Here is an 11,780-nt window from a genome sequence, read left to right on the forward strand (position 1 = left end):
GGGTCAGGGTCGCGGCTGCTCTGCAGCAGCCCGTCAGACGGGAGTGGTGGGGCTGCTGTGACCGGAATGCCAGACCCGTACATCCGTGCCGAAAGGGGCTTTGACCTGCAATCTTTCGGCCGCGAACATGCCATACGCGGGGGGCTGGACCCGGGCGCCCCACCGGATCTATTCGGCCCAGGCACGCTCCAGCAGGGCGCCGAAGGTGGCGGGCTCCCGCCCGATCAGCTCGGCCAGCGTCGAGTCGACGGCGGTGAACTCGCCGTTCCGCGCCGCTGCGAAGATGCTCAGTATCAGGTCGGCCATCGGGGCCGGTACGCCGTGTGCCAGCGCCTGCTCACGGAAGGCGTCGTCGGGGACGACGGTGCGGGTGAAGGGCCGTCCGGTGGCCCGGGACGCGATCTCGGCGATGGCGCTGAAGTCGAGCGTCGCCGCGCCGGTGAGCGGCGGGGTGGGCCCCTCGAAGCGGCCCTCCTCCTCGGTGAGGATCGCCGCGGTGGCCTCGGCGAGGTCGTCGTGGCCGGTCCAGGCGACGGGGCCGTCGGCGGGGAGGGCGATGTCACCGGTGTGGCGGGCGGACTCCAGGAACTGCAAGGCACTGGCCGCATAGAAGCCGTTGCGCAGCGCGGTCCAAGGCAGGCCGGTGGCGCGCAGCAGGTCCTCGGTCCGGGCGTGGTCCCGGCATGCCTGGAAGCGGGAGTCGTGGGCGGCGCCCATCTGGCTGGTGTAGAGGATGCGGCCGACGCCGGCCTTCACGGCAGCGTCGATGGCGGTGCGATGGCCGCTGACGCACTCCTCGCCCGTGCGGTCGAGGGAGACGAGGAGCAGCTGCTCGGCCCCCTCGAAGGCATGCACGAGCGAGGCGGGGTCGTCGAAGCTGCCCTGCCGGACACGAACGCCGCGGTCGGCGAGGTCCTGGGCCTTGCGAGGGTCGCGGACGCTGACGCCGACGCGGTCGGAGTGGACGCGCTCCAGGAGGCGTTCGACGATGCGGCGGCCGAGCCTTCCGGTGGCTCCGGTCACGATGATCATTGGCTCTCCCAACGGGTGTTTCCAGTGGAATCACCCTGACGGTAACACTGGAATATCGATGGAATCAAACCTCCGATACCATCGATCCATGGTTACGCGCGACACCCCCGACAGCCCTCGTCGCCGCATCGTCGAGGCGGCCGTCGAGCTCCTGGAGACCGGCGGCCCGGACGCGGTGAGCACCCGCGCGGTCGCCGCCGCGGCGGGAATGCAACCGCCGGCGATCTACCGCCTCTTCGGCGACAAGGAGGGGCTCCTCGAGGCTGTCGCCGAGCACGGCTACGCGCAGTTCCTGGAGAGCAAGCGCGCGCAGCTCGACCCCGACCCGCAGGACGCGGTGGAGGACCTGCGCCGCGGCTGGGACGTGGTGGTGGAGTTCGGGATCTCCCGCCCCGAGCTGTTCGCGGTGATGAACAGGGCCACCGGCCGGGGGGCGGACATGGCACACCGCGCCGGCCTGGAGATCCTCCACGGCCGGGTGCGCCGACTGGCGGCCGGAGGGTGGCTGCGGGTCGACGAGGAGCTGGCCGCCCAGATCATCCAGGCCACCGGCCGGGGCGCGGTCACCACCTGGCTCTCCACCCCGGCGGAACGCCGCAACCCGGCGCTGCTGACCACTCTCCGCGAGGCCATGGTCGCCGCCGTCACCCGCGCCGAACCGACGGTCCCCGCCACGGAGGCCGGCCCCGCCGCGGCGGCCCGCGCGCTGCGCGCCGCTCTCCCTGACGATGCCGATGTCCTGAGCGACGCCGAGCAGCACCTGCTGCGCGAGTGGCTCACCCGCCTGGCAGCGGGCAGGGGCGCTCCGCATGCCTGACCACGCATCAGGCGCCCTCGTACAGATCGGACCTTCCGAGAAGAAGTCATTTCGATGAAGCGGGCGTCCACCGAGAAGGGCCCCAGAGCGGGGCGGCCACCCGGCTCCGGCCGGCTTCCTCTTGTCCATGACGCGCCGCCAACCCCGGCCGCCTTCGCCCACCCCGGCCGGTTCGCCGCCCGCTGCCGCGCCGGCTACGCCACCACCCCAGCAGCACCCTCCACCGACCGGCTCCGCCCCGCTGACGTCCGGTCCGGAGGTCCTCGCGGCAGCGGGTCCGCATCGAGGGGAACGGTGGTCGGGCGGGGCCGGGGCCCGGCGGTCGGGCGCGGCCGGGCCCGGCGATCAGTCGCGGCCCGGATCGATCCAGACCCGCAGCGGACCGACTGCCTCGAAGCCGTGCCGCAGGGCGGCCACCAGATCGTCGTCGCCCTCGTAGCCGACCAGGGGCAGCGCGGGGAACAGCCGGTGGGCCGCCTCCAGCACGACCGGCCACGCCGCGTCGGCGCCCCCGTCCAGGGCGAAGACGTTGGAGATCCCCACCACCCCGTCGCTGCGGCTCGCCACCGCGCCGGCCACCACCCGGCCGTCGGGAGACCGTCCGGCGATCACGAAGGTGGCCGGGTCGTCGAGCAGTTCGGGCCGGAAGAGGTGCGCGTCGCCGGCTCCGTCGTCCCAGGCGAGCGCCCAGGCACGCAGGGCGTCGACGCTGTCCACCACCTCCCAGGCGAGCTCCGACGCGGTGGCGGGCGCGCCCGCCGGGCGGTGGACCCACTGCGCGTCGAACAGCACCCGGAAGCCGGCCTCGGTCAGATCGAGGTCGGCAAAGCTGTCCTTGACGGACGCCCCTGGCGCCGCGGTGTCGATCCGGGCGACCAGCGCGGCCGCGGCCGCGCCGGGCAGCAGCGTCACCGCGTCGGGATAGTAGAGGGGGGTGCGGCTCGCGGAGGCCCACGCCCGTTCCTCGAAGGCGCCCGCCGAGCCGTGCGATCGGCTCATCACCGCGCACCATTCGGCGTTGTTGCGGGCGGCTGCCTGGACCAGGAGGTGTTTAGACATCGTCACAGATGTGGATCATGCCCTGACCGCACCCGGCCGGGCGACCCATTTTCGCGCCGCCGCCCCGAGGGCGCTCCTCCTCGGCCGGCGTGCCGCGCGTCCGGGTTCTCGGGGTCAGAACCAGTGCAGACAGTGCGGGGCGCGGTCTGAGCGGAACAGCGCGTCGGCGAGGGCCGCCGCGTCCGGGTGGTGGGCTCGGACGTGGCCGGCCCGCACGAGGGTGCTCGGGGCGGTGCCGCCGAGGTAGACCGAGCCGAGGTCGCTCACGTCCAGCGACAGGTCGGGCGCGAGGTCCGTCGGGACGCAGTCGGCCTTGCCGTCCCGGACGGTCAGCAGGTAGCGGCCGCGCTCGCCGAGGAACGGGTCGTCGACGTCGAGGACGAGCTCGCCGTCGGTGAACCAGCCGCGCGCGGTCAGCGCGCGCGGGACGTCCAGCAACCGCACCCAGAGCCAGTCGGTGTCGTCGCTCACCTGGCCGGCGCGGAAGTCCGTGAGCTGCCAGCGCAGCGGGTGGCCGGGCGGGACGTGCTTGAAGACGACCTGGGTGACCAGGTCGTGGCCGAGTATGCACCGCGCCAGCGCGGTGAAAACGGCGTCGTCGGTGGCGATGGTCTCGTCGACCGTCAAGGTGCCGGGCTCGCCGATCGCGTAGCTGGCGTACCCGTCGGGGACACCGTCGGCGTCGCGGTGGACGGCGACGTAGCGCGGCGCCGGAGAGATCGGCGGCTGCCCCGCGCCCGACGCCCACCAGCGGTGGGGCCGGGACAGCGCGCCGGGCTGGGCGCGGCGGTAGCGGTCGTAGACGTCCTCCAGGATCTCGCCGCACTCGGCCCGCCTCAGCACCTCGACCGAGCCGGTGTCCGAACCGCTGCCCGAGCCGGTGTCCGAGCCGGTGTCCGAGCCGCCCGCGGCGTCGTCGGCCGCCCCACGCGCCCGGGGAACGGCGAGGGCGGACCGGTGGCGGGGCACCGTCAGCTTCTGCGTGTAGGTCGCCGGCCCGTACCCGAACCTGCGGTAGATCACGGCCTCGGAGGCCAGCAGGACGGAGAGGAACTCCCCCCGGGCCCGCAGCTCGGCGAGCTGACGCCGCATCATCGCGGTGAGCACGCCCCGGCGCCGGTGCGAGGGCACGACACCGACGGCGGTCACCCCGGAGGTCGGGGCGAGGACCTCGCCGGGCAGGGTGAGCTCGAAGGAGTACGCCCCGGCGGTGCCGACCGGCCGCCCGTCCGCCGCCACGGCGAGCAGGTTCCGGTCCATCTCGAACGCGGACCACCAGACCGTACCGCTCGCGGTGGGGGCCTCCGGGAGGATCCCGAACGCGGTGTGGAGCGTGTCGACGAAGACATCGCGATCCTGGTCGGTGGTGGGACGGATCTCCATTGTTGCTGCTGCCTCCCCTGGCTGCCGGCACCACGCCCTGCGGCGCCCCGTGCCACAGTGCAGCGTCGTCCCGGCCCCGGGTCAACCGGATTTCGGGCGGGGCCCGCCGGGAGTCGGCCACCCGCGGCCGCGTCAGGCCGCCGCGCGGGCGGCCTTGGTGCGGGCGGCGTCGAAGACTGCGGCCGGGTTGCCGTAATAGATCCACGGGCCGGCGATCTCCCGGCCCATCCCGCGGAAGAGGTCGAGGGCCTGCGCCGGTCGGCCGTTCTCGATCAGGCCGTGGGCCATCCAGCCGCGCGCCGGGACGATGCCGGGGTGGGCGGGGTCGGCGGCCGCCAGGTCGGCCAGGGCTGCGTCCAGGGCGGCCGTGAGAGTTCGCCGCGCGGCACCAGGCCTGCGGCGGCCGCATCGCGGCCCGCGGTGGCCTTGCGGTGACGAGGATCTGCGAAATGGGCTCTGACCGGGTTCAGTGAAGCGGCTGCAGCAGGTCTACCGCCGCACCTCAGCCTTGGCTCCTGCTCGGAGGAGTTCACGCACGGTGGCTTCAGCCGTCTCCTGCGGTACGTCTTCGAGGATGGTTGCTGGAAGCCGGTCCAGGAGGGACTTGCTCTGCCACAGGCTCAGCCCTGTCCGCCGACGAAGCACCTTGACGACCTCGATCGCATGGGGTCCCGGCTCGGTCAGAACCACTGCGTTCGGCACGTCGTCACAGATCAGCAGAACGTACTCGTCCGCCACAGTCGCTCCTCCGTCTTCAGGGTGGACAGCAGCACAGAGCGCGCGTTCGGGGGGCCTCAGGCATTGTGGCAGTGGTGAATGAGGATTCGGGTGCGCAGCGGCCGGAACGAGGCAAGAGGCGATCCGGCCGGCGAAGTCAGCCGGCCGGATCGCCTGTACGGGAACCCGATCAGAAGATGATCTTCCAGCTGTCGATGTGGCCCGAGTCGGTGCGGTACATGTCCTGCACCCGGAGCCGCCAGGTGCCGTTGGCGAGCTGGGCGGAGGCGTCCACCGTGTAGGTCTCGATGAGGTTGTCGGCCGAGTCGCCGAGGTTGCTCTTCTTCAGCGGGAACACCGTGCCGTCCGGGCCGACCAGGTCGACGGCCAGGTCGCCGCGCCAGGTGTGCTTGATGTCCACGCCCACCATGAGGTCGCTCGGCGCCCGGCCCGGGATCCGGTCGACGACGATGTCCGAGAAGACCGCCGGGCCCCCGTCCGGGATCGGCACGGCGGTGGTGTTCGTGAAGATGCCCGGGGAGACCTTCCAGGTGAACGTCGTCGAGATCCTGCTGTGGTGGGAGGCCTTGGCCGTGACGGTGACCGTGTAGGTGGCGGCGACGGTCGGGGTGCCGGTGATGCGGCCGGTGACCGGGTGGAGCGCCAGGCCGTCGGGGAGGCCGGTCGCGTGGTAGGTGACGGCGCCGGGGTTGAAGTTGGCGGCCTTGACCTGGAGTTCGGCGGGGGCGCCGATCTCGGTGACCTGGTTGCCGACGGGGTCGAGCAGGAGGCCGTCGACGACGCGCGGGCCGACGTTGATCGCTGCCCAGGCGTTGGCGGTGTTCATGTAGGCCGCGCTGCTCTGCCCGTACAGGTCGGCAGCGGCCTGCAGGGTGGCGGTGCGGGCCGCCGCGTAGTTGGTCGACGTGGTCATGTAGGTGGTCAGCGCCCGGTACCAGATCTTGGCGGCCGCGTCCCGGCCGATGCCGGTCACCGTCAGGCCGTCGGAGGTCGGGGAGTCGTAGGAAACGCCGTTGACGGTCTTGGCGCCGCTGCCCTCGGAGGCCAGGTAGAACCAGTGGTTGGCCGGGCCGGAGGAGTAGTGCACGTCGATGGAGCCGAGGTCGGACGACCAGTAGTCCTTGGATCGGCCGTCCTTGGAGGGCTTGTCCATGTAGCGCAGCGGGGTGCCGTTGCCCCTGATGTCGATCTTCTCGCCGACCAGGTAGTCGCCCTTGTCCTCGGGGTTGTCGGCCCAGAACTCGATGGCGGCGGCCATGATGTCGGAGGTGGCCTCGTTCAGGCCGCCGGACTCGCCGCTGTAGATCAGGCCCGCGGTGGCTGAGGTGACGCCGTGGGTCATCTCGTGGCCGCCGACGTCGATGGAGGTCAGCGGCTTGACGTTGCCCGCGCCGTCGCCGTAGGTCATGCAGAAGCAGCTGTCGGACCAGAACGCGTTGACGTAGTTGTTGCCGTAGTGGACCCGGGTGTACGCGCCGACGCCGTCGTCCTTGATGCCGTTGCGGCCGTGGACGTTCTTGTAGTAGTCCCAGGTGAGTTGGGCACCGTAGGCGGCGTCCACGGCCGCGGTCTGCCGGTTGGTGACGGTGCCGTCGCCCCAGGTGTCGGTCGGGTTGGTGAACAGCGTCCTGGTGGAGCCGCCGGTGCCGTTCAGGTCATAGGTGCTGTGGCCGCCACGGGTGTTGTCGGTCATCGCGTAGCCGCCGCCGGCCGCCGAGGTGCCGATGGTGACCTGGCCGGAGTACTTGCTGTTGCCGACGCCGGTCTCGACGCCCTGGTACTCGAAGATCTTCTTGCCGGAGTTCGCGTCGGTGATGACGTGCAGCTCGGAGGGCGTGCCGTCCTCCTGGGTGCCGGTGACCACGGTCTCCCAGGCGAGCCGCGGGGTGCCGGACGCGGCCCAGACCACCTTGCGGGTGTTGTCGGCCGCCGCCTCCGCGACCTTCGCGCTCCCGGCACTGTCGAGCGCGAGGCCCCTCGCCGAGTCGGCACTCTCCTTGGGGGTGGTGTCGACGGCGATGTCCGCGTCGGTGGCCTTGGTGACGCCCTTGGTGGAGCCGTCCGGAGCGGTGTGGACGACCAGGTCGCCACCGAGGACCGGCAGTCCGGCGAAGGTGCGCTCGTAGCGGGTGTGCAGGCTGCCGTCCGCATCCTTGGTGACGGCCTTGACGACCAGCGCCTCCTCGGAGCCCAGGTTCAGCGCCCTGGCGGCGTCCGCCCGGTTCGCGTCGGCGGCGGCCAGCAACTCGCCGCGCTGCGAGGCCGAGAGCTCCACCGGCAGCGCACCGGCAAAGGCCTGCACCTCGGCGGGGGCCCCGGTTCGGGTGCCCTCGGCGGAGGCGATGCCGGCGGGCAGCGCAGCCGCGATCATCGCGGCGCCGGCGATCAACGCGCTCGCGGTGACGGACTTTCTGGGGGGTCGAGTCACACTGAACTCCTTCTGCGACGGCCGGGTCTGGGCGGCCGGAGTCAGCCGGGCGGCCGAGGGTGGTGCCGCCCGGTAGAGCTTGGTGGTTCGAGTGGCTGGAACGGTCGTCGACGTGCTCGCCACGTCGTGCGGTGCACGTGCGGCTACAAGGGCCTCTGCGGCGATGGGACGGTACAGTGCCAGCTTTGGTGGGAACACGTCACCCGTGCGGCAGCAAGTTGGCCGAAATGCTTCGCCACGGACCCAGGACCGGGCAGGGCCTGGGCCCACTGCTCACCCGGCCGAACCCGCCGCCGGCCAGTGTGCCGGCGGCACTGTGGCCCGGGGCCGGTCTCGGCGGTAGCCTCCTGTTGCCGCACGACATGCTCTGTCAGGGGACGACCGGCCCGGGGGGACTGGTGACCAAGGAACCCGACACCGAGAAGCCCGCCACCACGGCACCCGACAGCACCGCGTCCGACAGCGCGGACACGAGCGCCGACGGCTTCCCGGAGCGCCGGTCCACGGCGGCCACCCGGACGCTCGGCGGGCTGACCACCGTGGCGGTGGCGGCCTGCGTGGCCCTGGCCGTCCGACGCCCGTGGACGCCCTCCGGTGACCCACTCCTCGTCAAAGCGCTGACGGCCGCCCTCGCCTCCGCCGCACTGGGGGTGATCGCCGGCTTCCTCTCCCCCCGGCCGGCGCCCGCCGCGCCCGGCGACCCCGACACGCCCCGCCCCACCACCGCGGACGTCCGCGCCGCAGCCACCCGGATCCGCCGCAGGGCCTGGCGGCAGGCCGTCGGCCTCAGCGCGCTCGTCCTGATCGCCGTCGCCGCCGTCCCGGCCATGGACGCGCCGTTCACCGGCGCACCTCCCGAGGCCGCCGAGCGCAGGGTCGCACTCGACGAAGCCGGCGCCCGCTGGGGCGACTTCGAACTCCTCCCCCCGACGGTCAACGGGGACCCGCTGCCCGCCTACCCCCGCTACGCGCGGTACCGCCTCGGCCCGCTCGGCGACACCCCCGGCGGACCGATCGAGCTCTACTCCTCGGCCGCCACCGAAGGCCTCCCGGTAGGCGCTCGGCTGCGGATCCTCTACGTCCCCGGACAGAGCTGGCCCGGCCCCCTCACCGACCGCGAGATCGAACCCTTCCTGGAGCCCGCCCCGCTCCATCGCACCGCCGCCCGGATCTGGGCCGCCGTGGCCCTCGCCGCCGCCCTGATCGCCCTGGCTGCCGGCCGTGCGTCGGGCGGACCGCCCACCCGCCGGCAGAGTGAGGCGTTCCTGACCGGACCGCTGCGCTGGGCGCGCGTGAGCATCCCGGGCACCGTGGAGAAGGTCGAACACCGCACCGCCGACGGTGAGTCGGCCGGGACCACACGCCACCTGATCCTCGAACAGCCGGCCGGAACCCGCTGGTGGGGCGACATCACCGCGGTCCCCCGCAGGATGCACTGCCCCGACCTGGAGAACAGCCCCCACCACCTCACCCCCGCCACCGGCTGGCTCGCCTGGAACCCGGCCGGCCACCGGGCCCTGCTCGCCCTGGACCACGGCACCGCCGTCTGGGGCTCCGTCCCCTCGCCGACCGCCCCCACCGCAGACGCGGCCGCACGTCCCGACGAAAGCGGCCTCGAAAGCAGCGGGGACACCGCCGACGGCGACCCGGTGCCCGGGCTCCGCGTGCTCACCCCACCACCCGTCACCCAGCAGCCGTGGGCGGGCCTGTTCCTGCTCGTCATCGCCGGGTGGCCGGCGGGCTGGCTGCTCTACCAACTGCTCGCCGAGCCCGGCCGGATCGTCCCCGCCGAGGACTACTTCGGCGAACTGGTCGTCCTTCCCCTGGTCCTGGGAATGCTCGGCTTCGTCGCCTTCGTCCTGCTGGGCATGGCCGCCGCGGGCGTGCTCAGGCTCGTGCAACGCCTGCGCTGAGCAGCGTCCAGGCGCCGCACGAGCCTCAGCACGCCCGCGCCGTTCCGCCCGCCGTACGTGCAGCGGATCTGCCGGGTCGGCTTCGGGCGGCCGTTCGGCTTCCTCGCCGTCCACCGGACCTCCGGCCTGGTCCTCGCGGCCGGCCGGGTCACCGAACCGGACACGGACGCCGGGACCGAACCCGGGGAGAACCGGCCGGAAGAGGACTGACGGTGGCCGCCCGCCCGCGCATGATCGCTGTCGGCGACCGGGCCACCTACGCGGCCGATGTCGGCCGACGGCTCTCACACCAGGACCGACAACGACAGAAAGGACATACAGGATGGGCATCTACGTGTCGGTCGGCGGATGGAGCACACCTCGGCAACAGGTCAACTGGACCCACTACATCTTCTACGCGCCGACATCCGGGAGTCGGCCGTGGACTGGTTCATGGACCAGCTCCGGGAGATCGCCCGGGTCCCGGCTTCGGACGACGACGCCGAGGACTCCCCCCTTGGCGACCGCGCAGCGGCGCGCGAGCGGGCAGCGCCGGTGGTCAACGGCGGACGGAACAGACCGATCGGACTCGTGAACCCAGCGTCGCCGAGTACCCGCCGGCGGGCGGTCGCGCACCCCCGGTGTCACGCTGGGTTCACACAGCATCGACGGAAGGAAGTCATCGCCGTGATCACCACGGAGTTCGTCCCCGGTTCCCCCTGCTGGCTCGACCTCGGCGCGCCCGACGTCCGCGCCGCCGCGTCCTTCTACAGCACCGTTCTCGGCTGGGACTACGAATCCATGGGCGAGGGGGAGGAGATGGAGGGGGGCATGTTCCGCAAGGACGGCAAGATCGTCGCCGGCCTCGGCAAGCTCACCGAGGAAGGCGCACGCTCGGCCTGGATGATCTACTACAGCGTCGCCGACGCGGACGCCACGACGCGGGCCGTGGAGAGCGCCGGCGGCACCGTGCGGGTGGCGCCGATGGACCTCGAAGCCTGGGGCCGGATGGCGCAGTACAGCGACCCGCTGGGTGGCCAGTTCGCCGTCTGGCAGCCGGGGACGAGCAAGGGCGTCGACCTGGTGGACCAGCCCGGATCGCTCTCCTGGACCGAGCTGTACACGAGCGACGCCGCCGGCGCCAAGGACTTCTACGGCGGCGTCTTCGGCTGGCGGTTCAGCGACATGGAGCTGCCCGGCGGCGGGGGCGCGTACGCCCTCATCACCCCGGCCGGGCTGCCGGAGGAGCGCATGCAGGGCGGCCTCATGGAACTCCCCGAGGAGCACCTCGCGCTCACCGGCGGACGGCCGTACTGGCACCCGGTCTTCGCCGTCGCCGACTGCGACGCCACGGTCGCGAGGGTGACCGAGAACGGCGGCAGCGTACAGATGGGGCCGGCGGACGTGGAGGGCGTCGGCCGGCTGGCCGTCTGCCTGGACCGGTCGAACGCGGACTTCGTCGTTCTCACCCCGGCCGAGGGCTGAGCCCCGCCCTTCGGGCCGACGGTCGGTGAGGGGGACGCCGGCTCCCCGACGGGATGCGCGGTGTCGACGGAAGGGGATTCTCGTGTCACAGCTTCGGACCCTCGCCACGGGCATGGGCCTGGTGGAGTCGCCTCGATGGCACCAGGGCCGCCTCTACGTGTCCGACTGGACCGCCGGTGAGGTGTGTGCGGTGGGCTTCGACGGCAGCGTGGAGGTCGTCGCGTCGGTGGAGTCGCTCCCCCTGTGCACGGCCTGGTCGCCCGACGGCCGGATGACCATCGTCGATTCCGCCCGGTCACGGCTGCTGCGCCGGGAGCCGGACGGGACGCTCGCCGTCCGGGCGGACCTCGGCGCGCTCGGTCACTGGTGGAACGACATCGTCGTCGACGGCCGTGGCAACACCTACGTCAACCGCATCGGGTTCGACGTGCTGGCCGGCGAGCGGCCCGTGCCCGGCCACATCACCCTCGTCACGCCGGACGGGGCGGCCCGTGACGTCGCCGGCGGCCTCCTCTTCCCCAACGGCATGGCCGTCACGCCCGACAACTCGACGCTCATCGTCGCCGACTCGTACGCCGGGCGGCTCGTCGGGTTCGACATCGGGCCGGACGGGAGCCTCTCCGAAGGCCGGCCGTGGGCGGAGCTGGGCGACGACGCGCCCGACGGGATCTGCCTCGATGCCGAGGGGGCGGTCTGGTACGCGACGGTGCCGGGCATGCGCTGTGTGCGGGTCCGGCAGGGCGGCGAGGTGCTGGAGACCGTGGAGCTGGACCGGGGCGGATTCGCCTGCACGCTCGGCGGCCCGGACGGCCGCACCCTGTTCGTCGCGGCGGCCGAGTGGCTCGGCCCCGGAGGGGAGCCGGTCCGCCCCGGAAGCGGTCGCGTCCTCGCCGCCGAGGTCACCGTCCCGGGCGCCGGCCGGCCCTGACCGGCGCGGCGGCCCGCC

Annotated in this window: 11 protein-coding genes; 5 read left to right on the plus strand and 6 right to left on the minus strand. The window is 72.9% G+C overall.

What is annotated here, in order from left to right:
• Positions 1–168: 168 nt before the first annotated feature.
• Entirely contained in the window at positions 169–1,032 is an 864-nt protein-coding gene (locus ACIPSC_RS08725) for an SDR family oxidoreductase (RefSeq protein WP_400824293.1), read from the minus strand.
• Between the two features lie 88 nt (positions 1,033–1,120).
• Here ACIPSC_RS08725 and ACIPSC_RS08730 point away from each other — a divergent pair, with 88 nt between their 5' ends.
• Positions 1,121–1,849, plus strand: coding sequence for a TetR/AcrR family transcriptional regulator (locus ACIPSC_RS08730; RefSeq protein ID WP_400824294.1), 729 nt, complete (start codon positions 1,121–1,123; stop codon positions 1,847–1,849).
• A gap of 345 nt (positions 1,850–2,194) precedes the next feature.
• Here ACIPSC_RS08730 and ACIPSC_RS08735 read toward each other — a convergent pair whose 3' ends face one another.
• The 5 genes from ACIPSC_RS08735 to ACIPSC_RS08755 all read right to left on the minus strand — a co-directional run bounded on the left by ACIPSC_RS08735 (position 2,195) and on the right by ACIPSC_RS08755 (position 7,400).
• Positions 2,195–2,908 (minus strand): hypothetical protein, encoded by a 714-nt coding sequence (locus tag ACIPSC_RS08735; protein WP_400824295.1) that lies wholly within the window; start codon positions 2,906–2,908, stop codon positions 2,195–2,197.
• A 114-nt stretch (positions 2,909–3,022) separates the two neighbouring features.
• Entirely contained in the window at positions 3,023–4,291 is a 1,269-nt protein-coding gene (locus tag ACIPSC_RS08740; protein ID WP_400824296.1) for a GNAT family N-acetyltransferase, read from the minus strand.
• A gap of 132 nt (positions 4,292–4,423) precedes the next feature.
• Positions 4,424–4,579: a hypothetical protein gene (locus ACIPSC_RS08745; protein WP_400824297.1), complete on the minus strand. Its 156-nt coding sequence runs from the start codon at positions 4,577–4,579 to the stop codon at positions 4,424–4,426.
• Positions 4,580–4,780: 201 nt separating this feature from the next.
• Positions 4,781–5,029, minus strand: a complete 249-nt coding sequence (locus tag ACIPSC_RS08750) for a ribosomal protein L7/L12 (protein WP_400824298.1) — start codon at positions 5,027–5,029, stop codon at positions 4,781–4,783.
• A gap of 169 nt (positions 5,030–5,198) precedes the next feature.
• Positions 5,199–7,400, minus strand: coding sequence for a M4 family metallopeptidase (locus tag ACIPSC_RS08755; protein ID WP_400824546.1), 2,202 nt, complete (start codon positions 7,398–7,400; stop codon positions 5,199–5,201).
• Between the two features lie 455 nt (positions 7,401–7,855).
• Here ACIPSC_RS08755 and ACIPSC_RS08760 point away from each other — a divergent pair, with 455 nt between their 5' ends.
• The 4 genes from ACIPSC_RS08760 to ACIPSC_RS08775 all read left to right on the plus strand — a co-directional run bounded on the left by ACIPSC_RS08760 (position 7,856) and on the right by ACIPSC_RS08775 (position 11,762).
• A complete protein-coding gene (locus ACIPSC_RS08760; protein ID WP_400824299.1) occupies positions 7,856–9,370 on the plus strand; it encodes a hypothetical protein in 1,515 nt (504 codons plus the stop codon).
• Positions 9,371–9,427: 57 nt separating this feature from the next.
• Positions 9,428–9,580 carry a hypothetical protein gene (locus ACIPSC_RS08765; protein WP_400824300.1) on the plus strand — a complete coding sequence of 51 codons (153 nt, stop codon included), beginning with the start codon at positions 9,428–9,430 and terminating at the stop codon, positions 9,578–9,580.
• A 456-nt stretch (positions 9,581–10,036) separates the two neighbouring features.
• The gene (locus tag ACIPSC_RS08770; protein ID WP_400824301.1) at positions 10,037–10,834 is read left to right on the plus strand and encodes a VOC family protein; all 798 of its coding nucleotides are present in this window, start codon (positions 10,037–10,039) and stop codon (positions 10,832–10,834) included.
• 82 nt (positions 10,835–10,916) lie between these two features.
• Positions 10,917–11,762 (plus strand): SMP-30/gluconolactonase/LRE family protein, encoded by an 846-nt coding sequence (locus ACIPSC_RS08775; protein WP_400824302.1) that lies wholly within the window; start codon positions 10,917–10,919, stop codon positions 11,760–11,762.
• Positions 11,763–11,780: the final 18 nt, after the last annotated feature.

The sequence above is a fragment of the Kitasatospora sp. NPDC090091 genome, assembly GCF_044747365.1.
GTDB lineage: Bacteria > Actinomycetota > Actinomycetes > Streptomycetales > Streptomycetaceae > Kitasatospora.

What these genes read in the sequence shown, in the direction of transcription:
- ACIPSC_RS08725 (WP_400824293.1), bottom strand. Translation starts at nt 1,032, where the DNA reads ATGATCATCGTGACCGGAGCCACCGGAAGGCTCGGCCGCCGCATCGTC.
- ACIPSC_RS08730 (WP_400824294.1), top strand. Translation starts at nt 1,121, where the DNA reads ATGGTTACGCGCGACACCCCCGACAGCCCTCGTCGCCGCATCGTCGAG.
- ACIPSC_RS08735 (WP_400824295.1), bottom strand. Translation starts at nt 2,908, where the DNA reads ATGTCTAAACACCTCCTGGTCCAGGCAGCCGCCCGCAACAACGCCGAA.
- ACIPSC_RS08740 (WP_400824296.1), bottom strand. Translation starts at nt 4,291, where the DNA reads ATGGAGATCCGTCCCACCACCGACCAGGATCGCGATGTCTTCGTCGAC.
- ACIPSC_RS08745 (WP_400824297.1), bottom strand. Translation starts at nt 4,579, where the DNA reads ATGGCCCACGGCCTGATCGAGAACGGCCGACCGGCGCAGGCCCTCGAC.
- ACIPSC_RS08755 (WP_400824546.1), bottom strand. Translation starts at nt 7,400, where the DNA reads ATGATCGCGGCTGCGCTGCCCGCCGGCATCGCCTCCGCCGAGGGCACC.